Below are 24,501 nucleotides of genomic sequence, written 5' to 3'. Positions count from 1 at the left end.
GGAGTCTATTTATAAAACTTTCGAGAGGGTCAGAGATATTGTCAGGATAACTGGGGCATCACCTCCTGAAGCCATTCAATAACATCACCCGGAGGCCTATCAAACCTAGAATGAATTCTGACAAAATTATACCAGAAGGCAAACAGAAAAACAAACCTATGAACTCTCCTCCAGTCTTTACCCCTGAAATTATTCCAGAAACGCTTCGTCCTCTCCTTCAACGTCCTAAACCAGCGCTCAACACTGTTCCTCGGCCCGAAAGTCACATGCAGATAACCCAACCTCAAACTCTTAAAAGCAGACTTATACCAGCTCGCCCTGTCAACCAGAAAGACAGGCTGCCCTTCACACGACTTTAAAACAACCAGAATGAAATCCCTGGCAACCCACCAGTTTCTAACAGTCGTAATCCAGACTGCTAAAACTTCCTTGCTCTCAACGTCAATTGCAGCCCAGAGGTATCTTTTCTTCCCGTTGATTTTTATTACTGTTTCGTCAACTGCGATGAAGTTTCGCTGTTTTTTGACTGCGAGGATTTTTGGCTTGTAAACTGCTTCTGCTATTTTTTGAATGGCTTCCCAGACGGTTGTGTGGCTGATTCCGAGGATTCTGGCGGTTTGCCTGTAGCTTAAGCCGTTTAGGTACAGGGTTATTGCCCTGATTTTCTTTTCTGGTGGGATTTTGTTTCGGCGAAAAGGTTTTAAGGCTGAAATTAATCGGTTGATAATGGTTTCGGCTTGCATGTTCCCCCCTTTCTTTTTCTGTGGTAGTGTCTGGGATTTAAACCTGACGCCCCACTGCTTATCCTGACAGTATCCTTGTCTGACCAGCAAGGTTTATAAGCTGGTCTCTTTTACTAAAAACCGAGCGCCGGGGTAGCCTAGCCAGGGAAGGCGGTGGACTCGAGATCCACTGGGCGTTTGCCCGCCGGGGTTCAAATCCCCGCCCCGGCGCCAATAGCCGAGTAAATAAAAAGGAAAAAGAGTCACAGCTTTACTTCTTTTCCGTCAATCTCATTATTAACCGATTTTACCGTGGTGGCTTCTAACAGAGAGAAACTTAAAAAGCAAAGCGAAGCTGAGCTATGTAATCACAAGGGCTCCGTCCTTTTCAACTATTACCGTATGTTCTGCCTGGGAAACGAGTCCTCCTCTTATCTCCTTCAGGATGGGATAACCATAAAGTGCTCCAGCTTTTTCAAGTTGCATTAATACCAGTCTTAGCTGTGCCTCCGGCATGAGGTTTTGAACCCAGCGATATGCAAATGGCAAGGTGGAGAAGTTCTTTTTGATATAGTTCAAAAGGGTTCTTGCCTGTGGTAATCTAACAGGTCTGTCCCTAACGTACATGTATATAAGAGTGGGTGGTACTTCTATTACCTGCCCACCCCCGGTGGTTGCGAAGGGCTCTATCGCTACAACGTCCCCTTCTTTGAGCTCATAGTTGTCGTGTGGTCTGTAAATGTTTGGGATTGAAATGCCGGTGTGAAGCTTATACCTCTCTATTACATGCCCGCTGAGGTTGACTATTGGATTAAACCCATGTTTCCTTATCGTTTCTTCTATGGTTTTCCCGATTTCATTTATTTTTACTCCCGCCCTAACGACGCTTATCGCGTTTTCGAGCGCTTCTCTTGAGGCTTCGATTAGCTCGTCATCTTCCATTCCCACTCTCACTGTAAAAGCCGTATCCGCTATATAACCATCAACGTGAACGCCCAAATCAACTTTTAGGTAATCTCCCTCATGGAGAACAGTCTTATCCCCAATATATGGAGTGTAGTGGGCAGCAATCTCGTTTATTGAGAGGTTGCACGGAAAAGCAGGTTTTCCTCCAAGCTCCATTATTCTGTTTTCAACAAACTCCGCTATCTCATAAAGTGATGCTCCGGGTTTTATTAGCTTTAGAACTTCTTCTTTAATCTTTTTCGCGATTTCTCCTGCTTTGATGAGCTTTTCAACTTTGTCGTCCATTTCTACCACCTAAGTTCAATCTCTGTTTTGTTTTTAAAAAAGTTGTCTGATTTCTCGAAAATTTTTTAACGCCCTATTCTCCTTAAAAAATGTGGTGACCCAATGCTAGAGCTTCGGAAGTACATCAACATCGCCGATGATATCTTTGTCATAAGAACCCTCATAGGGGCACTTCTTCAAGGTATAGGTGTTGCTTACCTAATCCCAGTCTTAATTACGTGGATTTACAGGGAAGAGATGCAGTACGTCTATTATTTTGTTTTTCCCGGTTTGGCATGTATCCTCCTTGGCGCATGGCTTGGCAGACATTCTGAACACATAGAAGATGTAAATTTGAGGCAGGCTATGGTTTCGGCAGCTTTTGTATGGCTCTTTGCATCCTTTGTAAGTGTGGTTCCGTTTATGAGGATAGCGGGTATGAGTTTTGTTGACTCTTATTTTGAGAGTATGTCTGCTTGGACTGGAACAGGGCTGACCATGATGCGCAATCTCGAAAGCTACCCCCGTATAATCCTCTTCTGGAGGGCTTGGATGCAGTGGCTCGGTGGAATTGGTATAGTATTGGTTGCTTTAACAGTTTTAATCCGTCCTGGAGTTGCCGCGGCGAGACTTTACAAAGCAGAAGCGAGAAGCGAGAGAATCCTTCCAAATCTGGCAAATACTTCAAAGATAATCTTCCAGATATATGCTGTCTTAACTGTTGTGGGCGTTTACCTGTACTATATAAACGGTATGGAGCTTTTCGATGCTGTGATACACTCAATGACCGGCCTTGGAACCGGTGGTATGAGCTCGTATGACTTGAGCATAGGGTTTTTCAACAGCCTCAGCATAGAGGCAGTTACAATTTTCCTTATGATAATGGGCGCAACAAACTTTACCGTCCACTATAAGATGTTTAAGGAGAGATCCCTTGTGCCCTTCTTTAGGGATATTCAGGTTAAGTACATGTTCTTCTTTTTAACCCCAGTTATAGCGCTCATTGGATATGGGCTTATGGTTTACGATGGGCTGACAATTGGAGAATCTTTCAGGGAAGCCGTATTTCATGCGGTCTCTGCGCTAACATGTACTGGCTTCTCTATCTCGGATTTATCCCAGTATCCAGAACTGGCAAAGCTCCTCATAGGCTTTCTGATGGTAGTTGGGGGTGGTGCTGGAAGTACGGCTGGAGGTATAAAGCTTATCCGTGTAACCCTGACGTTTCAGACATTAAAGTGGACTATTCAACAGGCCATCCTTCCCAAGGGCGCGGTCATAAAAAGAAAAATTGGCGATTATACCTTTACGGAAGAAGATTTACAGGAGGTCTTGGGCTTTACGATGACCTACATTGCTTTCTTGCTAATTGGAACCGTATGGGTCATGCTTAGGGCTGGAGCTAGCTTGGCGGACGCTTTCTTTGAAGTTGCCTCAGCTCAGGGAAACGTTGGGTTAAGTATAGGGATAACATCCCCGGGATTGCCGCTGGATGTTAAGATTCTCCTTATCCTTCATATGTGGATTGGAAGGCTTGAGATATTCTCAACCCTCGTGTTCATATTTGGTGTCCTCCTAATGGTGCCGAGAATCGTGGAGAGGGAGTAAAGCATGATAAGAGTAGAGGATCTGAGTTTTAAATATACTGGAGCAAAGGAATACTCTCTCAAGGACATCAACTTTAAAGTTAAGAAAGGGGAGTTTTTAGGCATTTTAGGAGCGAGTGGAAGCGGCAAGTCCACCCTATGCTTAACGTTTAACGGGATAATCCCCCATTCGATAAGAGGAGATTTTAGAGGCAATGTCTTTGTTAAGGGCTACAACACTAGAGAAGCTAGCGTAGCGGAACTTTCGAAGATTGTGGGATTGGTTCTCCAAAATCCCGACTCCCAGCTCTTTAACATGACCGTTGAGGAGGAAGTGGCATTTGCCCTTGAGAATCTTGGCTTGGATGTGGAGGAAATAAGGAGAAGAATCTACTGGGCATTGAAAATTACTGGGCTTGAAGGGCTTGAAAAAGAATTTCCTCCAAATCTAAGTGGTGGGCAGAAACAGAGGCTTGCGATAGCCAGTGTTTTAGCCCTTAAGCCAGAGGTTCTGGTGCTTGATGAGCCTACCTCTCAACTAGACCCCATTGGCAGGGAACAGGTTTTAAGCTTGATAACCCTTTTAAACAAGGAACAAGGTATTACAATAGTTCTGGTCGAGCATAATACCGAATATCTGTTTGATTTCGCGGACAGGATAATAGTCCTCGACAGGGGAGAGGTTGTGATGGAAGGAAAACCGAGAGAGGTTTTTGAGGAAGCGGATTATCTAAGGGAGCTCGGCATCAGAATCCCTATTAGCGTAAAAATCGGGGCTGAATTAAAAAGGAAGGGACTTCTCGAAAAAGCCGCCCTAAATGATAAAGAACTCATAAAGGCTCTCAAAACCCTGTTGAAGAGCTGAGCTTTTCCATCAGTAGCTCTAAATAGGATTTTCTTTCAAACTTTTCAATCCCAAGGGACTTCAGGATTTCCATGAGTCGTGGAACTTCTCTTTGCACTTCTTTTTCGTCTTTTGCAAGTTTTTCTATCTCGACGAACTTTCCAAGCCCCTCTACATCATCTAACGTTATGGTAACGCCTTTCTCCACGTAATATTTTTCCCTGGTTTTTCTTACCGTGAGAACCTCTTTAAAGCCGAGATGCCTTAAAAGTTCAAGATATGCATCAACATCCTCAATGCTTACCTCTATTTCCTTCCTTGTTTTTGAAAGCTTATCAATCTTGGGTCCTTTGTACGTGAGAAATACCTCAAAATGACCATTAAAGCGTTTTATTCTTATCCTAAGTGCTTCATCTGTCTCTGCAAAATCCCTGCATGGGTGGTTGAAGTAGATGTCCTCGTGTATTTCCTTTCTCATAAACTCAAAGGTCTCCCTAACCCTTTCGAATACTTTATCATCTGCATATCCTTTGAGCTCAATCTCGATCATTCTATTCCCTCCAGGTTTCTTTTTAGCTTATTCAAGCACCTTTCGCAGTAGTCTTTTCCTTTATAATCAGTGTCGATTATCGAATTCGAAAAGTGCATTACACAGCGGGAGTTTTCGCAATGGCCGAGCCCAAAGACATGCCCAAGCTCGTGCATTGCCTCCTTTATAGCCCTTTCTTTTAAAACTTCTCCGTCTTTTTCGTTATACAATTCCGGCCTCAGCCTTGTCAGTGATATTATAGCGGCTCTCAAGTAGGGATTAGCTAGTCCAAAAATGAAGTTCATGCCCTCCTCATAGAGGTCTGCATCGGTAATTCCTAAAACTGCTGAAAAATCCCCTCTATGTTCAGCAACCTTTGCAAGAAAGAATCTTCCGAGAAATTGCCCCCTAATTGGATTGTAGGAGAAGAAGAGATCGCTTGCAGTTAGGAGAGGTAAAATCTCCACTTTAAACCCAAATTTTGAGTAGAACTCTCTGATATAGTCAGCAACCCCCTTTAGAACGTCTTCTTCAACCTCTTTCACTACCAACGGAAGGATTCCTATCTTCATCCTTCACCCTCCAGAAAAGAAGTTAAGAATTTCAAGCCCTCTTCAAGGAACTGCAGGTATTCTTCCATGTTCTTAAAAGCTATCTCATCGTTAAGAATATCGTAGTTGTAAACTAACACATCTCTCAGCTGAACCAAGAAATCAAGCTTCTCCTTCAGCTCATCATCAATAATCTTCTCCTCATGCAGGTTCTCAATTATTCCCTGATAACTTACTGCTCCAAGCTCTAAGCTGGAGGATATTTCATTGAGGGCATCGAGAAGGTTTTGAATTGCAAATTCAAGCTGCTTGTATATTCCGTCTTTGGCAAGCCCCATCTTTGAAAATCTCTCTTGAGTTTTTGGAAACGATGTTCTTATAGCCTGAATACTCTTTTCTATGAGCTTTATTCTATACTCAATCTCTTCTTTCTTCACACATAACACCAAGAATAATTAGGGAATAAGAAAAGATAAGGTTTTTCATGGAGTTAAGTCCATTGCTTTGAGCTCTTCCAGCAGGTGTTTTGCAAGTTTTATGGTATTATCCACGTCTCTCGCATCGGCAAGCTCTACCTGGGAGTGCATATATTTTATTGGAATCGAAAGGACTGCTGTCGCTACTCCTTCACGGTTTATCTGCATGATGTTTGCGTCTGTTCCGGTCGGTCTTGGGCTTGGCTCCACTTGGAGAGGTATCTCATATTTCTTGGCAACCTCATCAGCAAATGCCCTTATCTTTGGATTTATGTTGGGTCCAACGTCCATTACTGGGCCTTTTCCGAGCTCTGGGACTATTTTGCCTTTGTCCCCGGGCTGTTTGGCAAAGGTAACGTCCATTGCTATTCCAATCTCTGGGTCAATTGCATAGCTTGCCACCCTAGCTCCTCTCAGTCCAACCTCTTCTTGGACGCTTGCCACGAAGTATATGTCTGCTTGATGCCCTTCCAATGCTCTTGCCGCCTCTATCATGGCATAGAGGCATATTCTATCGTCTAAATACGGGCTGGCAAAGCGGTTTTCATTAAGCCTTGTAAAAGCCGGGGCGAATTCTATTATCGTCCCTACTTTTACACCCATTTTCTCCGCTTCTTCTTTGGAGTCTGCTCCGATGTCGATGACTATTGTATCCCAATCTGCCGCCTTGTTTCTCTCTTCTGGCTTGGTTAGGTGGGGTGGGATATGTCCAACGACACCATAGATCTCTCCCTTTTCCCCGAAGATTCTTACCCTTTGTGCCACAAGAGTTCTTGGATCAACTCCACCAACTGGAACAACATGTAAGTAGCCCTTTTCGTCTATATGGTTCACCATAAGGCCAATCTTGTCCATGTGGGCAGCGATCATTACCTTTGGACTATCGCCCTTCTTGTGGGCTATAACGTTTCCAAGCTTGTCCACTTTGATCTCATCGACGTAACCTTCAAGGGCTTCGATTACAACATCCCTGATTCCCATGAACTCGTATCCAGAAACCCCCGGAGCCTCGATAACCTTCTGCATAAGCTCCCAGTTAACCATTCTATCCCCTCCGTTTAGATGCTTATCTTAATGAAACTTTGACCCTTAAAAATTTTCCGAATCTGCCATCTTGCCCTAAGGAGGAGCATTCGGAAGAAAAAGTAAAAGTTCAAAGAATGACCTGCAAAAACGCCTCTTCCCCGGGTTCAAGCTTGTCTATTTCCCATATTACCTTGCCGTCTTCTATTGTTACCCTTCCCTTTGTTGCCCTTGCTTCCACGGCGTTTATGGCTTTTTCATACCTGAAGTTTTGGAGCTCTCTCATCCTTGGAGCCCTCACCTTGACAAAATAGTATCTATCCAGCTGTTCTTCGAATTTAAGCGGTCTGAAAAGTGCTAGATAAGAGGTACTCCCGAAGAGTACTGCAGAGAGAACCAAGATTATGGGCAAGTTTCCGTAGTCTTTTGGCTTTGCCGGAGGAATCGGTGTTGTTTGGTTTATTGGGGTAGACGTAGTTTGGGTTGGAGTTTGGGTCTCTGGTTTTTGGGGCTCTTTGACGGCTATTATTGCTTCTGCCCCAAGATATCTGTCGCTTTCGGCTTTTAAAGAGATGCTGCCGAAGCCGGTTTCGTTTAAGTTTATCAACGCTGTCCCGTTTTCATCTGTCACGCTGTAGGTTTTCCCAAGTGGACCTATGGCCTCTATGGTGACGCTTGCTATCCCCTTTCCTGCCGAATCTCTAACATGGACTAAAAGTGTTTCATTTCTCTGCTCATATGTGATAAAGAGCTTTTTGACCTCCACAAATGTTTCAACTATTTTTCCATCGAGGTTGAGAGTTATGTGATAAGTTCCGGGCTCTTTTGCCTCGATGAAGGCTATTCCATATGGGTCTGTTTTCAGCTCGGTGCCTTCTATTATTACCGGTATTCCTCCTACTCCGTTCCCTTCCTCATCTAAGACCCTCACGTATATTATGCCCTTTTCGAATTTTGTTTCGTATCTCAGGTTCCTTTGATAAACTTCGAAGCTTTTTGTAATCGTTTTTGAAAGGCCCCCAAAGTTGGTTCTCACAAGGATTGTATATCTTCCCACAACGGGCTTGGGAAGGAATATCACGTACTCCCATTTGTTTTTCGGGTACTCTGGGTAAAGAAAGATGTTGTGGACGGACTTCTCGGCAATTGAAACGTTTTCTCTGTAGATTTCGTAAGAAACATCTCCGAAAATTACCCCGTTAGAGGAGGAAGAAACCTTCAGCGTTATGGTGACATCTTCTCCAAAAAGGTATCTGTCTTCTACATCAATGTCAATCGAATAGCTCACTTTTGTAATAACTCTTAATGAAATCGGAACCTCAGTAAGCATCTTTCCTACCCTTGCAACCACTTTAAGCTCATAAACTCCCGCTTTGGGATTTTCGATATATATTGGTAGAGTTTTCTCTATTTTTTCTCCGGGTTCTACCTTTTTTATGAACTCCGAGCCATAGAGAAATCCCTCTACCGCTGGCCCGGAGACGTAAAGGGTCACATTCTCTGCAGTTTCGTTGCCAACGTTACTCAATACAACTGGAACTGAGATTGTTTCGCCAGGCTTAGCTTTGAAGCTCTTTTGAGCAACCTCAAGTAATAGGGAAGGCTGAGCGCTCACTATTGAAAGAGAGAGCAAAAAAAGCATTGTTATCAAGACAACGGCCCTTTTATCCACCTTCAATCACCTCAAATAAAGATTTTTGCTTACCAATTACTTCGTCAAAGGTGTTGGCTTCATGCTTTGCCATTTGTAGTGTTATGCCATAATTTTTCCCGCTCTTTTTTAGCTCTCCAGCATCAAAAAAATACCAGCCATTGTTTATGAATTTGATAGCAACTATTCCCTTTCCCCCAAATCTGCTGGCAAAACTTTTTACCTTCTCAACGTCTTCCTCGCTCAAGTAGAGTTTATCTTTTTTTGTGGTCTTAACTTCAATGCAGAGGTAGAGTTTACCATTTCCCGCAACAATATCGACTTTTTTGCTTCCTGCTGACCTAACAACGGCAAATCCTTCTTTTTCAAGCATCTTTATGAGCTCTCTCTCGGCACTGGCACCTTTTCTGTATCTCATTAGCGTTCCCCCACATATCTTTTATGGCGTTAAAGTTTATAAGTTGTTTTACCCAGCCATTAGCGGTGATGGTCATGGTGATTTACGAGCTAAATGGAAAGAAACCCAAAATCCACGAGACAGCTTTTGTTGACGAAAACGCATACATAATCGGAGACGTTGTGCTGGAGGAAAAGACAAGTGTTTGGCCTTCGGCAGTTCTGAGGGGAGACATAGAGCAGATCTACGTGGGGAAGGGCTCCAACATTCAGGACAACGTTAGTATCCACACATCTCATGGAATGCCCACGATAATAGGGGAGTACGTTACAATAGGGCACAACGCAGTTGTCCACGGGGCAAAGATTGGCAACTACGTTATCGTAGGAATGGGGGCTGTGGTATTGGATGGAGCAAAGATTGGAAACCACGTCATCATAGGTGCCGGCGCCCTAGTGCCTCCAGGAAAGGAAATCCCGGACTACAGCCTTGTCGTAGGTGTCCCAGGCAAAGTTGTGAGGCAGCTCAGTGAAGAAGAGATAGAAATGACAAGGAAGAATGCTGAAATCTACATTGAGCTCGCCGAAATGCACATGAAGAAGAGAAAGAAACTTGAGTGAAGGAAAATGCTCTACAGGATTGTATCCAAAATTCCTCATGTTTTATTCAAACCCGCTTATGACCTGTATGAGTCCTATCTCTTTGAAAAGGTTAAATCTCAGCCCGAAAAGATACCCAAGCACGTGGCAATCATAATGGATGGTAACAGAAGATGGGCAAGGCTTTTGGACAAGCCTCCTTGGTACGGTCACTTTTTTGGTTCCAGAAAGCTGGAAGAAATTCTTGAATGGTGCAGGGAGCTGGGAATAAGGACGCTGACTGTTTACGCTTTCTCAACTGAGAACTTCAGGAGAAGCAAGGAAGAAGTGAAGATGCTCATGGATCTCTTCGAAAAGAAGTTCAAGGAACTTGTACATGATGAAAGAGTCCACAAGTATGGAATAAGGGTCAATGTCTTAGGCAGGAAAGAGCTGTTGCCAAGGAACGTGAGGGAAGCGGCGGAGGAGGCTGAGAAAGCGACGAGGAAATACAATAGCTACACTCTAAACATTGCCGTTGCCTACGGAGGGAGGAGCGAGATTGTTGATGCCGTAAAGAGAATTGTCGAAGACGTTCAAGCTGGAAAGGTGAGCAAAAATGAAATAAACGAGGAGCTCTTGAAGAGGTATCTTTATGTACCCAACATGTCTGACCCGGATATAGTCATAAGAACTGGAGGAGAGATAAGGATAAGCAATTTCCTTCTTTATCAGATTGCCTATAGCGAGCTTTTCTTCGTTGATGTGTATTTTCCCGAATTCAGGAAGATTGACTTTTTGAGAATAATAAGGGAATATCAAAAACGCCACAGAAGGTTCGGGAAATAGTTATGGAAAGATTTATAACTGGACTTTTGAAGTGAATGATGAACTGACGATCAATGTTTTAGGTGGTGCGATATGGGAAAAAGGGAAGAGATGATTAAGGAAATCAAGCAATTGATGACTCAACCAGAGAGAATTAGAAATATGGGTATTGCCGCTCACATTGACCACGGTAAGACTACATTGAGTGACAACCTGTTAGCTGGAGCGGGAATGATTAGCGAAGAGCTTGCAGGAAAGCAGCTCGTGCTTGACTTCGATGAGCAAGAACAGGCAAGAGGTATTACAATTAACGCCGCTAACGTTTCAATGATTCACGAGTATGGAGGACAAAAGTACCTCATCAACCTCATTGACACTCCAGGTCACGTTGACTTCGGTGGTGACGTTACAAGAGCAATGAGAGCTATAGATGGAGCAATAATCGTTGTGGATGCCGTCGAGGGCGTAATGCCCCAGACGGAGACTGTTCTCAGACAGGCTTTGAGAGAGTACGTTAAGCCAGTCCTCTTCATAAACAAGGTTGACAGACTCATTAAGGAGCTCAAGCTTACACCACAGCAGATGCAGGAGAGGTTCGTTAAAGTAATTACCGACGTAAACCGCTTGATCAGGAGGTACGCTCCTCCAGAGTTTAAGGACAAGTGGCTTGTTAAAGTTGAGGATGGTAGCGTTGCTTTTGGTTCAGCTTACTACAACTGGGCACTCAGCGTCCCCTACATGAGGAAGACCGGTGTCTCATTCAAGGACATTATTGACTTAACAAACGCTGGTGACCTTAAGACCCTTAGAAAGAAGGCTCCACTCCACGTGGTTGTTTTGGACATGGTAGTCAGACACCTTCCAAATCCACTCCAAGCCCAGAAGTACAGAATTCCACACCTCTGGAGAGGGGACATCGAGAGCGAGATTGGTCAGGCGATGCTTAACTGTGATCCAAATGGAAAGATGGCCATGGTTGTTACAAAGATCATTATTGACAAGCACGCCGGTGAAGTTGCAACCGGTAGGGTTTGGAGCGGTACCGTAAAGACCGGTCAGGAAGTCTATCTCATTAACAGCAAGAGGAAATCAAGAATCCAGCAAGTTGGTATTTACATGGGCCCAGAGAGAATTAACATGGAGGCAGTCCCAGCCGGTAACATAGTTGCTGTGACAGGTTTGAGAGATGCAATGGCAGGTGAAACCGTTTCCGAAGAGCTAATTGAACCATTTGAAGCCCTCCACTATACAAGTGAGCCTGTTGTTACAGTGGCTATTGAGGCCAAGAACGTTAAGGACTTACCAAGGCTTATCGAAGCTCTTAGACAGCTCGCCAAGGAAGATCCAACACTCCACGTCAAGATTGACGAGGAGACCGGTCAGCACCTCCTCAGCGGTATGGGTGAGCTCCACCTTGAGGTCAAGCTCGTGCACCTCAAAGAGCAATGGGGCGTTGATGTTGATGTTTCAGAGCCAATCGTTGTTTACAGAGAGAGCGTTACAAAACCAAGCCCAATAGTCGAAGGAAAATCACCAAACAAGCACAACAGGTTCTATATCACCGTCGAGCCGATGCCAGACGAAATCTACCAGGCTATCAAGGAGGGCATCATCCCAGAGGGCAGGCCGAAGGATCCGAAGGAGGTCGCCAAGAAGCTCGCAGAGCTCGGTATGGACTACGAGATGGCCAAGGGTATCGTGGACATCTACAACGGAAACATGTTCTTCGACAACACCAAGGGTATCCAGTACCTCAACGAAGTCATGGATCTCCTCGTAGATGGTTTCCACCAGGCTATGGACGAGGGACCGCTCGCAAAAGAGCCAGTAATGAAGGTTATAGTTAGACTCGTGGATGCAAAGATTCACGAGGACAACGTCCACAGAGGTCCGGCCCAGATCTACCCAGCAATCAGAACCGCTATACACTGTGCAATGATGAAGGCTAACCCGGTGCTCTATGAGCCATACCAGAAGGTCATTATTAACGTTCCATACGAATACATGGGTGCAGTCAGCAGAGAGCTTAACCAGAGAAGAGGACAGCTTGTCGACATGAGGCAAGAAGGTGAAGTAATGATAATCATTGCAGAGGCTCCAGTTGCTGAGATGTTCGGATTCGCCGGGGCAATTAGAGGTGCAACAAGCGGTAGAGCACTGTGGAGCACAGAGCACGCTGGCTTCAAGAGAGTTCCAAACGAACTTGCTATAAACATCATAAGGCAGATAAGACAAAGAAAAGGCCTTGATCCAAACCCACCGACAGAGAAGGACGTCTGTCCACAGCAGTGAAATCCCTTCCTTTTTCAAATTTGTTTTTGTTTTCTTAACAGTAACATATTTTTACACAAATATATAGTAAGATGTTATAACATCATCTTAACCCGTGAAAAGGATTCTCCAATCAAGAAGAAACGAAGGTATACTGGATCATTCGTCGTTGACTAGCATCTTTTTGAGCTCGAAGAGAAGAAATATTAGTTCATCCCAGCTGAGTTCTCTTCCAAAATTTTTCTGAAGTTTTTCCTTTTCCCTCTTTAAAAGGAAGTATGTGTCGGGATGTAGAGGAATCGTTTTGTATCTACTCTTTTTTTTATTAACTCTATCTCCCTCATTCCTAATGAGCCTATACATAAAACAACCCTCTAAGCGGTTTTTAAAGCACTTACACTTTTTGATACAATAAAATAACCTAGATAAGTTTATGAAAATGTTCCTTATAAACATAATGTTTCTTTTTGGTACTGCAATATTCAAATTCCAAACCAATTTTTTTGTTTTCTGTAAATATCTAGTTTTAATAACTCTGAGATGCATGGATTACTAAGTCTAGTGTATAAGGGTTATAACAATAAGTTTATTAAGATATAGTACTTTATTTTTCATAACAATAGCTGATGGGGGGATCCACTTTGAAAAAATTAATTAATAGCCCTGAGACCGTAGTTAAAGAGATGTTAGAGGGAATGGCAGCAGCTTATCCAGAGTTAATAAAAGTTCATTTCAACCCAAATTTCATCTACAGAGCAGATGCACCAGTAAAGGGAAAAGTGGCACTGATTTCCGGAGGAGGGTCTGGGCACGAACCACTGCACGGAGGGTATGTGGGCAAAGGAATGCTGGATGCCGCCTGTCCAGGCGAGGTATTTACCTCCCCAACCCCTGATCAAATGTACGAAGCTGCTAAGACAGTCGAGGGAGGAGAAGGGATTCTATTTATTGTGAAAAACTACACAGGAGACGTCATGAATTTTGATATGGCAGCCGACTTGTTAAAGGCAGAAGGATACAAAGTTGAGTCAGTAATCATTGCAGATGATGTGGCTGTAGAAGAGTCTCTTTACAGTGCCGGAAGAAGAGGAGTTGGAGGAACGGTTTTTGCTGAGAAAATTGGAGGAGCAGCTGCAGAAAGAGGATGGTCTCTTGAGGAAGTCAAACGAGTTGTTGAAAAAGTTGCCAAGAATGTCAGGTCTATTGGTATTGCTCTGACTCCCTGTACTGTTCCAGCAGCCGGAAAACCCACATTTGAATTGTCGGAGGATGAGTTTGAATTTGGAATTGGAATTCATGGAGAACCGGGTAGAAAAAGAATGAAAATGAGACCCGTTGACGAGATAGTGCAGATGATGATGGATGCAATTTTGCAGGATATGCCCTTGGAAAAAGGAGACGAAGTTGCATTGTTAGTGAACGGAATGGGAGGAACTCCACTTATGGAACTCTTCATAGTAAACAGGAAAGTTGCTCAAATTCTCGATAACATTGGAGTCAAACGATATAAAACACTTGTCGGTAATTACATTACATCATTGGAAATGCAGGGGACTTCAATAACAGTTCTGAAGCTTGACGACGAGCTTAAAGAATTGCTTGACGACCCTGTCTTAACTCCTGCATTAAGGTGGAAAGCCTAGCGTTTCCATTTAAATTTTTATTTGGGTGATCAAAATGGAATATACCTTAGAATATTTTGATAGATTTGTAAAAATCTATGCAAAACATCTCTCTGAAAATAAGGAATATTTAACTCAACTTGATGCTGCAATCGGAGATGGGGATCATGGAATAAATATGGATAGAGGAGCAAAAGCAGCTTTAGAGCGCCTGAAATCTATGGATCCTAAAACTCCAGGGGAGCTGTTAAGGACTGTGAGAATGGCTCTTCTCAGCACTGTTGGTGGGGCAGCTGGACCCTTGTACGGAACAGTATTTATGAAAATGAGTATTGCCATCGGAAACAAAGAGAAAATTGACGACAAAGAACTTGTAAAAGCATTAGAACAGGCATTACTCGGAATAAAAACCCTTGGAAAAGCAGAGGTTGGCGAAAAAACAATGGTGGATGTCTGGGAGCCAGTTGTCGAGTTCTTAAAAGAGAAAGTGCTTAAGGAAGGATATGAACTTCCAGATATATGTGAAGAGGTTATTAAATTGGCGGAGGAAAGAATGAAAGCTACAATACCGATGATAGCAAGGAAGGGTAGGGCATCTTATCTGGGGGAAAGAAGCATTGGTCATCAAGATCCAGGAGCTACGAGCTCGTACTTGTTCTTTAGGAGTCTTTGTGAAGCACTGCAGAGGTGACTCTAAGTGCTCGCTCTTTTAATTCTTTCTCACAGTCCTGATGTCGCAAAGGGAGTTAGAGATATTTGTCTTCAGATGACATCAGGTGAAGTGGTTATAGAAGCTATTGGAGGAACAGCAGATGGTCAGTTGGGAATAGACGCGGAGAAAGTCTTTAATTCTTTACAAGAGCTTACAAAAAAGTATGAGGGAGTTGTTATCATTGGGGACATTGGAAGTACAATACTTGCAGCCAAAAATGCAATTAACCTTCTTGGAGTGCCAAAAAATGTTAAAATTGCAGATGCGCCTCTGGTGGAGGGGGCTATAGTTGCTTCTGTAGAGGCTTCCCTTGGGTCATCTTTAGATGAAGTAATTAAAAAAGCAGAAGAAGTTAAGTTTTTGAGTAAGCTTTAGAGCTAATTACATTGTATATCTGTTTTTTAATTTTGGGAATTTTAGAGGGAGTTACAGAGAATTCTTTGACTCCAATCTTGAGTAGAGGTTCCACCATATGGGGCTTTCCAGCAAGCTCTCCACATACTGCGATTGGGATTGATGTTTTTGATAGTTTATCTGCTACTAGCTTTATGGTTGTGAGGATTACATTACTCTCATCGTCGTAATACTCGGAAACTTCAATGTTGTTTCTGTCTGCTGCGAACATGTACTGAGTTAAGTCATTTGTTCCTATGCTTACAAAGTCAATGTACGGAACGAACTCCTCTATACTGAAGATAACCGCAGGTACTTCCACCATAATTCCGATTTTGAAGTTGCTTTTTTCTTCGATTTCTTCTCTTACTTTTTCAATAATCTTTTTCACTGAAATAACTTCTTCCGGTTTGGTGACCATTGGGATTAGTATCCCCAGGTTGCCATACCGGGATGCTCTTAGGAGTGCTCTTAACTGGGTTATCAAGATGTCTTTATGCTTTAGTAGGAATCTGATGCCCCTAACTCCAAGAAAAGGATTTTCTTCCCGGGGCATTTCAATATAGGGGATCTGCTTATCTCCTCCAATGTCTAACAGTCGTATTATCACCATATCTGGATAAAAGGCTTCCAAGACCTTTTTATATATTAGAAACTGTTCTTCTTCTGAGGGAGGATGTTCTCTGTTTAGGAATAGGAATTCTGTTCTAAAAAGGCCGACTCCGTCTGCTCCTTTTTTCTTGGCAATCTCTATCTCTTGGGGAAAACCTATATTTGCCATTACCAGAATCTCTTCAAAGCGTAGTTTGGAGTACTTCTCAAGTTCTTTCTTTTCCTTTTGGTATTCGTTGATAATTTTTTGGATCTCTTGTTCCTGTTCAGGAGTAGGATCTATTATCAGCTTTCCATAGACAGCATCTACAAAAATTTGGTGATCCTTGTACCGGTGCAAATCAGGGACATTATAAATGTAGGGAATTTCAAGAGACATTGCTAGGATTGCTGCATGACTTGTATGGGATCCTTTTCTACTTAAGATTGCTCCGACTCTGTTTTTGTACAACTCCACCACGTCTGAAGGATAAACTTCTTCTAAATATACAATGTCAGTTGGAGAGATTTTTACTCTTTTTTCTCCTGATATCTCTGTTATTAGAGCGTTGAATATGTCTTTAATGTCGTACTGTCTTTCCATTATTAGGGGATTTTTCGTTTCCAGCAACATGTTGATGATCTTGTCCCGTACCTTTAGGAGCTCTTCAATGGATATCTTCCCATTTTTAGCATGACTCTCTATTTCAGACCATAATAGCGGATCATTCAAAATCATTTTATGGATCTCCCTGATTTCTAAAGTCTCTGGAGTAGGAAGGTATTCTGCATCGAGCTTCCTTATTAATCTTTTAGCACTTTCTCTCAGAGAATCTAGGGCGATTTCCAAATCTTTGCTGGGTTCTATCTCTCGCTCTATGCATTTCAGCGTTCCGTAAGCATATCCTTCTGAGACAATGTATCTGGGATTTAGCTTAATTATTTCCACTTACAACACCTTCAACAAGCTTTAGAGCTTCCTCTGCGTCATCCCCCTCGATTATAACCTCAACTTCTTCGCCCGGGTCAATGCCTAGAGTTAACAAACTAAGAACACTTTTAGCATCTACTGTTTTGTCCTTGTACTTTATCTTCACGGTGCTCCGAACTTTTGAAAGTAATTTTACCAGCTTTCCGGCAGGTCTCGCGTGTAATCCCTCTGGGTTTGTTATTGTCATTTTTTTAACTATCCTTTTCATTTTTCTCACCAACCATTATTGTGTTCACTATGGTCGAATCAGACTATCAGCGATACTAGGTTTTTTATTGCTTTTTCTGGGTCTTTGGCTTTTGTGACGCCGCTTGCTAAGAGAACTCCAACAGTCCCAAGCTCCAAAGCCTTCTTCACATCCTCTCCCGTTGAGATACCAGCCCCGGTAAGAACCTTAACCTCCGGGTTTACCCTCCTAACAAGCTCTACAGTATTAGTTATCACTTCAGGCTTTGCCTTGCTGACTGGAATTCCAGTGCCAATAAGTTCTGGCGGTTCAACAGCAACGTAATCCGGGTTTAAAGCGGCAACTGCTGCACTGACTGCTGGATTGTTGCTGCAGACTATGGTTGTTAGCCCGACTTCTTCAGCCCTTCTGATTGCAGCTTCTAAATCTGCGAGGATCATTCTGTTCTCGGAGTGGTTGAGTAAAGTCCCGACTGCTCCAGCCTCTTTCACTGCTTCTGGCAAAACGTGCCCGGTGTGGCTTCCGGGTTTTATCGGGTCTATGTGCTGGGCAAAGACTGGAATCTCAACTTCCTGAGCAATCCTGTAAAGGTCTACCAATTGTGGTGCAACTACAATCGTTATCCCCGTCTCCTTGTAAACCTTTTCTGCCGCCTTGGCTATCTTCAAAGCCCTCTCCCCAGTGGCTTCAACATACGACTTAAAATTTATAGCTATAACTGGCTCCTTCAATCTAACCACCTCCTTATTTTACTGCATTTCGAAGATAAAAGAAAAAGCAAAACCTCAGATTCTTTTAACAGGCCGAGTAGCTACGATGTTGGCTCCTGAGTTGGCAATGTTCTCTACTATCACCTGTCCAAGTTCAACTGGAGCCTCTACTTCTATTTTGGCTAGCTCTTTCATGATTTTGGGTATTAGCTTTTTGAGAACAGGTCTATCCGTTTTTACCGATACGGTTGGGAAGTCGCCATTTTTTACTTTTATAACACTCATCACTATTCTTTTTGGCGCTGTTACCTCCTGTATGGCATACTCCTTTCCTTTGGGACAGGTAAACCCAGTTATTTCGACGATTTTGTCCCCTTCCATTTTTACTTCAATCTCACATCCGAGGGGACATACAATACATGTGATCTTAAAATGTCTGGTCTTACTCATGGGGGACGACCTCCATTGTTATTTTGTCTTTTGCTCTCGCTAATTCCTCTTTTTTGAGTTTAATCCTAAGCATTTCAGCCGGTCTAACGAAGGGTAGCTTTATCTCCTTGTCTATTTCTGGGAAGCGGAGTTTGACTTTTTCTTCCGGTTTTTGGACTCTTGCATAGAGAACAACATCATTATCTCCGCTTATGTAATGGGGAGTTACCAGCCGAATGTTTCTGCCTTTAACAATCCGCTTCCATTTCTTAGTGGGAATGCCTTTGTTCTGGACATAGAGATATGCGCCCTTAGCTGCTAGTTCTCCCTGTTCAACCACGTAATCGACTAAATCGTTTATCACGAGGGCATTTCCTGCCACGAACACTCCTGGTATACTGGTCTCGAGGTACTCGTTCACTACCGGACCCCTAGTGGCTGGGTCTATTATAACCCCTGCCTTTTCCAGCACCTTCAGATACGGCACAAGTCCTGCGGCTATTATAACGGTGTCGCAGGATATCTCCTCTTCCGTGCCGGGTATTGGCTTCAGATTCTCATCAACCTTCGCTATGATAACTTTCTCCACTCTCTTTGTCCCCTCGATTCTTGTAACAGCATGACTAAGATACAAGGGGATCCCAAAGTCCTGCAGGCACTGCACGATGTTCCTCATCAGCCCGCCGGGATAAGGCATTATCTCTATAACAGCCTTTACATGTGCTCCTTCAAGGGCAAAGCGTCTTGCCATTATCAAGCCAACGTCTCCGGAACCAACTATAACGATTTCCTTACCGGGCATTATTCCATCGATATCCATCATTGTTTGAGCTTCACCAGCGGTGTAGACTCCTGCAGGCCTATGCCCTGTGATTCCTATTTCAAAGGGATGCCTTTCCCTTGCTCCGGTTGCATAAATGATTGTGGTGGTTGTTATTTCGAGAACTCCTTTCGATGTCACAACGGTTAACCTTTTTTCTAGGTCGGAAAATGGCTCTATTGAAACTACATGGGCTCCAGTGTGGTATTCAATTCCCATCTCAAGGAATTTGTTTATGAAGCGATAGATAAATTCGGTTCCTGTAAGATCCTCTTTGAAGTAATGTAGACCGAATCCCGGATGAACACACTGAAGGGGAATTCCTCCCAAAGTTTCCCTATTTTCAATAACCAGAACTCTCAAACCGTATTCTTTTGCTTTTATTGCGGCGGCTAATCCAGCGGGCCCTCCTCCAATAACCACCACGTCATAGTCATTCTGCATTTTTCTCGCCCCCGTTTTCTCTTAATAGGACTTTAACATCCCCAATACCATATTCTGTTCCTTTACCTTTCAGTGTAACCTCCCAAAGAGGTATGCCTGTTTCTCTAGCAATTATTCTGGCAATTCTAATCCGACAGTACGATCCTTGGCATGTTCCAGACATTGACCCAGTTCTCATTTTTACTCCATCGAGGGTTATTGTTCTGACACCCATTTCCTTCATTCTGCGAATAACGTCTACTATCTCCCCCTCTGTAATTTCACGGCACATACATACAACGTTTCCATATGAGGGGTCTTGCTTTATGAGATCATTTTGTTTTTCCTTTGGTAATGTCTTAAACCAGAAGAACCTCCTATATGGGTTCCAATGAGCTTTCTTGGTAAGTTTTATGTCAAGCTTCTTCTGCATGAGTTCCTCAACTACATAATATGCTATTGCCGGTGCTGAAGTAAGTCCGGGTGATCTTATCCCTGCAACATTTATGAATCCCCAGGGATCGTCATAGGCTTCTATTCTCCACCTTCCATCGGGAGGTTCCGGCCTTAACCCGGCAAACGTACGTATAACCTGGTTCTTTGGGGGTAATTCCTTGACGAGCTTTTGAGCCCATTCCCAAACAAATTCAAGCCCTTCTCTTGTTGTTGAAGTATCTTCTTTGGCATCTTCCGGGAGATCTTGGGCGGTTGGACCTATCATAACTCCTCCGTTCATTTCGGTGATTACGTAAACTCCCTTTGTTATAGGTGTGGGAGTCTGATGAAGTATCCTCGTAACCTTTGGTCCAGCATCGTCGTCAAACACATAGTATTCTCCTTTTCTGGGATGTATTGTGAAATCATCTATACCGGCCATTTTGGAAATCTTATCCGCATACAAACCGGCAGCATTTATTACTATATCTGCTTCAAAGAATCCATTGTTTGTTTCTACACCTTTTACCTCTCCGTTTTCGATTTTTATTCCTCTTACTTCTGTTTCTGGGAAAAATCTAACGCCATTAGCAACTGCATTTTCTACGAGTGCTGGGGCTGCCATTGGAGAAGCCATTACACCAGCAGTGGGTGCCCATAAAGCTCCAGCGGCGTTTGGATTTGCATTTGGTTCCAGCTTTCTTAGCTCTTCATTATCAACGAGTCTGACTCCAGGAACACCATTCTTTTGGGCAAGTTCTAAGTAGTGTTCCGCCACTTTTATATCCTCTTCTTCCACAGCTATCATCAACTCTCCGGGGAATTTGGCAGGTATACTGAGTTCCTTGGTCCACTGGTGCCACAACCTATTTCCTTTTACACAGAGCTTTGCCCTTAACGGATACTTTTTTGGATCATCCTCATGACCAGGGTGAATTATTGCAGTATTGGCTTTACTCACTCCCATTCCTGCGTCGGCGTTCTTCTCCAGCAAGTACACTTCCAGCTCATTAAACTGGCTCAATACCCTAGCTATCGAAGAACCTACAACCCCTGCTCCAATAACGACGACTTTTTTTCTTTCCATTTTTAGCATCCTCCGTTTTCAATTGGTGCAATCCCTTAAAAAAATCTTCATTTTTATGATTGCTCATTGTTTGTTTAACCCTAAAAAAGAAATTAAATATTAAAAAGGAAATCTTTTTATTCAGACAATCCAATATCTTTAAGCACTTTGGCCCATCCTAGGGATCTCTTTACTGCTTCTTTCCATCCTGCATATAGTTTTTCTCTGGTCTCCTCGTCCATTTGTGGTTCAAATTCCCTCTCTACTTTCCACATCTTTGCAATCTCATCTTGGCTCTTCCAGTATCCTACTGCAAGTCCTGCAAGATAAGCAGCACCGAGGGCAGTGGTTTCTTGTATTACTGGTCTGATAACCTTAGTTCCAAGGATGTCTGCCTGGAACTGCATAAGGAAGTTATTCTTTGTTGCACCTCCATCAACCCTGAGTTCCTTCACTTTAATTCCACTGTCTTTCTCCATATCTATGAGGACGTCTTTTGTTAGATATGCTATTGCTTCGAGAACAGCTCTTGCAAAGTGCGCTCTTCTTGTTCCCCTCGTTATTCCAATTATCAAACCTCTTGCATATTGATCCCAGTAGGGAGCTCCGAGACCCACAAATGCTGGAACGAAATAAACTCCCTCATTGCTTGCAAGCGAAGCTGCCAAGGGCTCTACTTCTGCTGAAACTTCGATTATCTTAAGTGAATCTCTAAGCCACTGGACTGCTGCTCCCGTAATGAAGATGCTTCCCTCTAATGCGTACTCAACCTTCCCATTCAGACCCCATGCAATTGTTGTAAGCAGATCCTTTGATGGATATGGCTTCTCTCCAGTGTTCATAAGCATAAAGTTTCCTGTTCCATAGGTGTTCTTAACCATACCTGGCTTGTAACATGCCTGACCAAAGAGTGCTGCTTGTTGATCTCCAGCATCACCCGAAATAGGAACTTCTGCTCCAAAAACTTTTGGATCGGTATATCCGTAAATTTCGCTTGAGGGCTTTGGTTCGGGTAGAATTGCTTCTGGAATTCCAAGTATCTCGAGTAACTCCTGATCCCACTCAAGCTTGTGAATGTTGAATATCATTGTACGGGAAGCGTTGGAGTAATCCACTATATGAACTTTTCCGCCGCTCAGCCGCCAGATAAGGAAGGTGTCTACTGTTCCAAAGAGGACTTCTCCTTTTTCGGCTTTTTCTCTTAACCCGGGAACGTTGTCGAGCAACCACTTTATCTTTGGACCTGAGAAGTATGAATCTGGGACAAGTCCAGTCTTCTCTTTTATAACATCGTAGTATTCCTTTCTGAGCTCGTCAACAATGTCTGCTGTCCTTCTACACTGCCAGACTATTGCGTTATAAACTGGCTCCCCGGTCTTCTTGTCCCAGATTATTGTTGTTTCTCTCTGGTTTGTAACACCTATGGCGGCTATGTCTTTGGGTTCTATGCCTGCTTTTTCAAGAGCCGTTTTGAAAGCTCTCACCTGAGCATCCCATATCTCATTGGGGTTGTGTTCTACCCACCCAGGCTTTGGATAGTACTGAGTAAATTCATACTGTCCAACACCAAGAATGTTGCTCTCTTTGTCAAATACAATAGCTCTGGCGCTGGTGGTTCCCTCATCGAGGGATAAAACATATTTTCCTTCTAAATCCGACATTCAGATCACCTACTCACTCTTTTTTGGGAACGAATGGGCTAACTAGGTATTTATATACAAGGGCACCCAAAATACCACCGATTGTAGCTCCAATAACCGGAGGTCCTATCCAGTACCATCCGTCAAAGAGTCCCTTTGTACCAACAAGTGCTCCGAAGATACGTGGAGACAAGTCTCTAGCGGGGTTAATTGCATAGCCTGATGGTCCTCCAAGGCCAAAGCCTATTACCCCGACCAGCATACCTACCATAAATGGAGCCATGTTGGATCCGGGTCCAATGTTCTTCCTATCAGTTATTGCACATACACCTATAAGCAGTACCATCGTTCCTATTATCTCTGCAATAAAGGCATTGGTCATAGAGTACTGTCCAGCAGCTTTGATTCCTTCCTTTACTGCGCCCCAGAATGCCTCATTAAAGACTGAGCCTGGTCCAGTTGCCCAGACGTTTGGCATTCCGGCTGCTTTTAATCCCTCGTAGTATACTGCATAAACTCCAGCCGCTCCAAGGAATCCTCCAACAAACTCTCCAATCAAATATGCTGGGACTTTACGCCATGGGACGTCACCTTTTACTGCAAGTGCTATAGTTACTGCAGGATTTATGTGGGCACCGGAGATTCCTCCAACTGCATAGACGGCAATTGCTACGGCAAGACCCCATCCAAGTGCTATGGCTGTCCAGTTATAAGCACTTGGCGCCAATCTAGGGGCAAGTCCTACGTTGGCGACAACACCATCACCCAACAATACCAAAAGAAATGTAACCCTAGTTCCCACCACCTGTGAAGTTGTATAATCTGTCCAGATTCACGGCCAGAATCGCCCCTAAAATCCTGACAACCAACCCCCTCAAACTAACACTCCTGCTCGGCCTCAGAAGAAACTCAGAAAACTTCGAAAACAAAGTCTCAATCCTCCTGCGAAAGTCAGACAAGTACTTGTAAAACTTCTTCTCCTCCAGATTACTAACCTGATTCTCCCGCTTCACCGGCGTGTAAACAACGCCAAACTTCAGGAATTCCTCCTGAAGTTCTCTACTAACGTAACCCTTATCCAAAAACAGAAAACAGCCAGAAAACTCCTCAACAATCACCCAGAACTTTTCCCGGACAACACTCACATCATGCTTATTCGCCGGATCAACAGACAGTAAAGCCAGCAAATTTCCATCAGAGTAACAGGTCAGCTTGTACCCATAGTAAAACTTTTTTTAGAGGGTAACAAACCCAACTGCGGGCTTTTCAGTAGATGATTTCTGAAGAACCCTTCTTCTCCTTCCTGTTTTTCTGGCCAACTCCTTGGTCTGAATGGGCTTTGAGTCCAGTATTCTAACGTATTCTCTGGCGTGTTTTGAATAATTCTTCCTGCGCTAGGAGCAGGAGTTTTCGTGCCTGTTCAAGCGTTCTGTTAGTTTGTTGTACCTGATTTTGGGGAACAGCTTCATTTCTTCGATTAGGACTCTGTAAGCGTGCTTGTAAACTCCGTTAAAGTGCAAGTGTGCTAGTATTGCGAAGGTTATCAGGTCGTAGAGGCTGATTATTTCCCTGTGAGTGTTTTTCGGGTAGTGTTTGCTGATTATCGGATAGATTTCGGATTTTATGATCAGGATTTCCTGCTGAAAGTTCATAACAACCACCAATCAACCAAAAGACTTAAGTGCTTATAACTCTAACGATCTAATGGGGCGTGTTTATAGTAACCTTTATTAGGGTTTTTGCTGAATTCTTTCAGGTGGTTGTCGTGATCCCCAGATGGGATCACAGACTCAAAG

General features: G+C 43.4%; 25 protein-coding genes, 1 tRNA gene and 1 pseudogene. 9 read left to right on the top strand and 18 right to left on the bottom strand.

Annotated elements, in window-relative coordinates; all coding sequences use genetic code 11:
- Positions 1 to 41 precede the first annotated feature (41 nt).
- Entirely contained in the window at positions 42 to 743 is a 702-nt protein-coding gene (locus THEPK_RS08765; protein WP_042699329.1) for an IS6 family transposase, read from the bottom strand.
- Between the two features lie 126 nt (positions 744 to 869).
- Between THEPK_RS08765 and THEPK_RS08760 the strand changes: the two genes are divergently transcribed.
- Positions 870 to 956: transfer RNA gene (locus THEPK_RS08760), tRNA-Ser, on the top strand.
- A 126-nt stretch (positions 957 to 1,082) separates the two neighbouring features.
- Here the strand turns inward: THEPK_RS08760 and map are convergent.
- Positions 1,083 to 1,973, bottom strand: coding sequence for a type II methionyl aminopeptidase (gene map, locus THEPK_RS08755; protein WP_042701076.1), 891 nt, complete (start codon positions 1,971 to 1,973; stop codon positions 1,083 to 1,085).
- Between the two features lie 102 nt (positions 1,974 to 2,075).
- On the opposite strand from map, the gene THEPK_RS08750 reads away from it, so the two are divergent.
- Together THEPK_RS08750 and THEPK_RS08745 are read left to right on the top strand one after the other, a co-directional pair.
- On the top strand, positions 2,076 to 3,560 hold the full coding sequence (locus THEPK_RS08750; protein ID WP_042701075.1) for a TrkH family potassium uptake protein: 1,485 nt from the start codon (positions 2,076 to 2,078) through the stop codon (positions 3,558 to 3,560).
- A 3-nt stretch (positions 3,561 to 3,563) separates the two neighbouring features.
- Positions 3,564 to 4,403, top strand: a complete 840-nt coding sequence (locus THEPK_RS08745) for an ATP-binding cassette domain-containing protein (protein ID WP_042701073.1) — start codon at positions 3,564 to 3,566, stop codon at positions 4,401 to 4,403.
- On the opposite strand, the gene cyaB is transcribed toward THEPK_RS08745, so the two are convergent.
- From cyaB to hjc, 6 genes are all read right to left on the bottom strand, one after another.
- A complete protein-coding gene (gene cyaB, locus THEPK_RS08740; protein WP_042701071.1) occupies positions 4,381 to 4,932 on the bottom strand; it encodes a class IV adenylate cyclase in 552 nt (183 codons plus the stop codon). The genes THEPK_RS08745 and cyaB overlap by 23 nt on opposite strands.
- Positions 4,929 to 5,483 (bottom strand): archaemetzincin family Zn-dependent metalloprotease, encoded by a 555-nt coding sequence (locus tag THEPK_RS08735; RefSeq protein WP_042701069.1) that lies wholly within the window; start codon positions 5,481 to 5,483, stop codon positions 4,929 to 4,931. The genes cyaB and THEPK_RS08735 overlap by 4 nt, the downstream gene beginning before the upstream one ends.
- A complete protein-coding gene (hepT, locus tag THEPK_RS08730) occupies positions 5,480 to 5,899 on the bottom strand; it encodes a type VII toxin-antitoxin system HepT family RNase toxin (RefSeq protein WP_042701066.1) in 420 nt (139 codons plus the stop codon). Before hepT ends, THEPK_RS08735 begins: the two co-directional genes overlap by 4 nt.
- A gap of 45 nt (positions 5,900 to 5,944) precedes the next feature.
- Positions 5,945 to 6,982 (bottom strand): lysyl aminopeptidase, encoded by a 1,038-nt coding sequence (locus THEPK_RS08725; RefSeq protein WP_042701065.1) that lies wholly within the window; start codon positions 6,980 to 6,982, stop codon positions 5,945 to 5,947.
- Between the two features lie 109 nt (positions 6,983 to 7,091).
- Positions 7,092 to 8,633 carry a hypothetical protein gene (locus THEPK_RS08720; RefSeq protein ID WP_042701064.1) on the bottom strand — a complete coding sequence of 514 codons (1,542 nt, stop codon included), beginning with the start codon at positions 8,631 to 8,633 and terminating at the stop codon, positions 7,092 to 7,094.
- A complete protein-coding gene (gene hjc / locus THEPK_RS08715) occupies positions 8,626 to 9,030 on the bottom strand; it encodes a Holliday junction resolvase Hjc (protein WP_042701062.1) in 405 nt (134 codons plus the stop codon). Before hjc ends, THEPK_RS08720 begins: the two co-directional genes overlap by 8 nt.
- Positions 9,031 to 9,104: 74 nt before the next feature.
- Here hjc and THEPK_RS08710 point away from each other — a divergent pair, with 74 nt between their 5' ends.
- The 3 genes from THEPK_RS08710 to THEPK_RS08700 all read left to right on the top strand — a co-directional run bounded on the left by THEPK_RS08710 (position 9,105) and on the right by THEPK_RS08700 (position 12,707).
- Positions 9,105 to 9,629 carry a gamma carbonic anhydrase family protein gene (locus THEPK_RS08710; RefSeq protein ID WP_042701061.1) on the top strand — a complete coding sequence of 175 codons (525 nt, stop codon included), beginning with the start codon at positions 9,105 to 9,107 and terminating at the stop codon, positions 9,627 to 9,629.
- A gap of 6 nt (positions 9,630 to 9,635) precedes the next feature.
- A complete protein-coding gene (gene uppS, locus THEPK_RS08705; RefSeq protein ID WP_004069387.1) occupies positions 9,636 to 10,436 on the top strand; it encodes a polyprenyl diphosphate synthase in 801 nt (266 codons plus the stop codon).
- A 72-nt stretch (positions 10,437 to 10,508) separates the two neighbouring features.
- Positions 10,509 to 12,707: an elongation factor EF-2 gene (locus tag THEPK_RS08700; RefSeq protein WP_042701059.1), complete on the top strand. Its 2,199-nt coding sequence runs from the start codon at positions 10,509 to 10,511 to the stop codon at positions 12,705 to 12,707.
- 138 nt (positions 12,708 to 12,845) lie between these two features.
- On the opposite strand, the gene THEPK_RS08695 is transcribed toward THEPK_RS08700, so the two are convergent.
- Positions 12,846 to 13,049, bottom strand: a complete 204-nt coding sequence (locus tag THEPK_RS08695) for a hypothetical protein (RefSeq protein WP_042701057.1) — start codon at positions 13,047 to 13,049, stop codon at positions 12,846 to 12,848.
- 278 nt (positions 13,050 to 13,327) lie between these two features.
- Between THEPK_RS08695 and dhaK the strand changes: the two genes are divergently transcribed.
- From dhaK to dhaM, 3 genes are read left to right on the top strand one after another with little or no spacing between them, the layout of a single operon-like run.
- Positions 13,328 to 14,329: a dihydroxyacetone kinase subunit DhaK gene (gene dhaK / locus THEPK_RS08690; RefSeq protein ID WP_042701055.1), complete on the top strand. Its 1,002-nt coding sequence runs from the start codon at positions 13,328 to 13,330 to the stop codon at positions 14,327 to 14,329.
- 34 nt (positions 14,330 to 14,363) lie between these two features.
- Positions 14,364 to 14,999, top strand: a complete 636-nt coding sequence (gene dhaL / locus THEPK_RS08685; protein WP_042701053.1) for a dihydroxyacetone kinase subunit DhaL — start codon at positions 14,364 to 14,366, stop codon at positions 14,997 to 14,999.
- A gap of 6 nt (positions 15,000 to 15,005) precedes the next feature.
- The gene (gene dhaM, locus THEPK_RS08680; protein WP_042701051.1) at positions 15,006 to 15,395 is read left to right on the top strand and encodes a dihydroxyacetone kinase phosphoryl donor subunit DhaM; all 390 of its coding nucleotides are present in this window, start codon (positions 15,006 to 15,008) and stop codon (positions 15,393 to 15,395) included.
- On the opposite strand, the gene ptsP is transcribed toward dhaM, so the two are convergent.
- From ptsP to THEPK_RS12680, 9 genes and pseudogenes are all read right to left on the bottom strand, one after another.
- Positions 15,373 to 16,953, bottom strand: a complete 1,581-nt coding sequence (ptsP, locus tag THEPK_RS08675; RefSeq protein ID WP_052315932.1) for a phosphoenolpyruvate--protein phosphotransferase — start codon at positions 16,951 to 16,953, stop codon at positions 15,373 to 15,375. The two genes, dhaM and ptsP, sit on opposite strands and share 23 nt — an antisense overlap.
- A complete protein-coding gene (locus tag THEPK_RS08670) occupies positions 16,940 to 17,203 on the bottom strand; it encodes an HPr family phosphocarrier protein (RefSeq protein ID WP_042701049.1) in 264 nt (87 codons plus the stop codon). Before THEPK_RS08670 ends, ptsP begins: the two co-directional genes overlap by 14 nt.
- A 38-nt stretch (positions 17,204 to 17,241) precedes the next feature.
- Positions 17,242 to 17,922 carry a triose-phosphate isomerase gene (tpiA, locus tag THEPK_RS08665; RefSeq protein WP_042701048.1) on the bottom strand — a complete coding sequence of 227 codons (681 nt, stop codon included), beginning with the start codon at positions 17,920 to 17,922 and terminating at the stop codon, positions 17,242 to 17,244.
- Positions 17,923 to 17,967: 45 nt separating this feature from the next.
- Entirely contained in the window at positions 17,968 to 18,342 is a 375-nt protein-coding gene (locus THEPK_RS08660) for a DUF1667 domain-containing protein (RefSeq protein WP_042701047.1), read from the bottom strand.
- Positions 18,335 to 19,585 (bottom strand): NAD(P)/FAD-dependent oxidoreductase, encoded by a 1,251-nt coding sequence (locus tag THEPK_RS08655; protein ID WP_042701045.1) that lies wholly within the window; start codon positions 19,583 to 19,585, stop codon positions 18,335 to 18,337. The genes THEPK_RS08660 and THEPK_RS08655 overlap by 8 nt, the downstream gene beginning before the upstream one ends.
- Complete coding sequence (locus THEPK_RS08650) at positions 19,575 to 21,086, bottom strand: NAD(P)/FAD-dependent oxidoreductase (RefSeq protein WP_042701043.1); 1,512 nt, start codon at positions 21,084 to 21,086, stop codon at positions 19,575 to 19,577. Before THEPK_RS08650 ends, THEPK_RS08655 begins: the two co-directional genes overlap by 11 nt.
- 116 nt (positions 21,087 to 21,202) lie before the next feature.
- Positions 21,203 to 22,726: a glycerol kinase GlpK gene (gene glpK, locus THEPK_RS08645; protein ID WP_042701041.1), complete on the bottom strand. Its 1,524-nt coding sequence runs from the start codon at positions 22,724 to 22,726 to the stop codon at positions 21,203 to 21,205.
- A 13-nt stretch (positions 22,727 to 22,739) separates the two neighbouring features.
- A complete protein-coding gene (locus tag THEPK_RS08640) occupies positions 22,740 to 23,507 on the bottom strand; it encodes an MIP/aquaporin family protein (RefSeq protein WP_198011312.1) in 768 nt (255 codons plus the stop codon).
- Positions 23,497 to 24,366: pseudogene (locus THEPK_RS12680) on the bottom strand (IS982 family transposase). Before THEPK_RS12680 ends, THEPK_RS08640 begins: the two are co-directional and overlap by 11 nt.
- Positions 24,367 to 24,501 lie beyond the last annotated feature (135 nt).

Source organism: Thermococcus sp. PK, assembly GCF_000430485.1.
In the GTDB taxonomy this organism is placed as follows: Archaea; Methanobacteriota_B; Thermococci; order Thermococcales; family Thermococcaceae; genus Thermococcus_A; species Thermococcus_A bergensis.
Note: the sequence above shows the minus strand (reverse complement) of the source record. Positions and strands in the feature narration are given on the sequence as shown.

Excerpts from the sequence above, each read along its gene's own strand:
- THEPK_RS08765 (WP_042699329.1), bottom strand. The coding sequence starts at position 743 with ATGCAAGCCGAAACCATTATCAACCGATTAATTTCAGCCTTAAAACCT.
- map (WP_042701076.1), bottom strand. The coding sequence starts at position 1,973 with ATGGACGACAAAGTTGAAAAGCTCATCAAAGCAGGAGAAATCGCGAAA.
- THEPK_RS08750 (WP_042701075.1), top strand. The coding sequence starts at position 2,076 with ATGCTAGAGCTTCGGAAGTACATCAACATCGCCGATGATATCTTTGTC.
- THEPK_RS08745 (WP_042701073.1), top strand. The coding sequence starts at position 3,564 with ATGATAAGAGTAGAGGATCTGAGTTTTAAATATACTGGAGCAAAGGAA.
- cyaB (WP_042701071.1), bottom strand. The coding sequence starts at position 4,932 with ATGATCGAGATTGAGCTCAAAGGATATGCAGATGATAAAGTATTCGAA.
- THEPK_RS08735 (WP_042701069.1), bottom strand. The coding sequence starts at position 5,483 with ATGAAGATAGGAATCCTTCCGTTGGTAGTGAAAGAGGTTGAAGAAGAC.
- THEPK_RS08725 (WP_042701065.1), bottom strand. The coding sequence starts at position 6,982 with ATGGTTAACTGGGAGCTTATGCAGAAGGTTATCGAGGCTCCGGGGGTT.
- hjc (WP_042701062.1), bottom strand. The coding sequence starts at position 9,030 with ATGAGATACAGAAAAGGTGCCAGTGCCGAGAGAGAGCTCATAAAGATG.
- THEPK_RS08710 (WP_042701061.1), top strand. The coding sequence starts at position 9,105 with ATGGTGATTTACGAGCTAAATGGAAAGAAACCCAAAATCCACGAGACA.
- uppS (WP_004069387.1), top strand. The coding sequence starts at position 9,636 with ATGCTCTACAGGATTGTATCCAAAATTCCTCATGTTTTATTCAAACCC.
- THEPK_RS08700 (WP_042701059.1), top strand. The coding sequence starts at position 10,509 with ATGGGAAAAAGGGAAGAGATGATTAAGGAAATCAAGCAATTGATGACT.
- THEPK_RS08695 (WP_042701057.1), bottom strand. The coding sequence starts at position 13,049 with ATGTATAGGCTCATTAGGAATGAGGGAGATAGAGTTAATAAAAAAAAG.
- dhaL (WP_042701053.1), top strand. The coding sequence starts at position 14,364 with ATGGAATATACCTTAGAATATTTTGATAGATTTGTAAAAATCTATGCA.
- THEPK_RS08670 (WP_042701049.1), bottom strand. The coding sequence starts at position 17,203 with ATGAAAAGGATAGTTAAAAAAATGACAATAACAAACCCAGAGGGATTA.
- THEPK_RS08660 (WP_042701047.1), bottom strand. The coding sequence starts at position 18,342 with ATGAGTAAGACCAGACATTTTAAGATCACATGTATTGTATGTCCCCTC.
- THEPK_RS08655 (WP_042701045.1), bottom strand. The coding sequence starts at position 19,585 with ATGCAGAATGACTATGACGTGGTGGTTATTGGAGGAGGGCCCGCTGGA.
- THEPK_RS08650 (WP_042701043.1), bottom strand. The coding sequence starts at position 21,086 with ATGGAAAGAAAAAAAGTCGTCGTTATTGGAGCAGGGGTTGTAGGTTCT.
- glpK (WP_042701041.1), bottom strand. The coding sequence starts at position 22,726 with ATGTCGGATTTAGAAGGAAAATATGTTTTATCCCTCGATGAGGGAACC.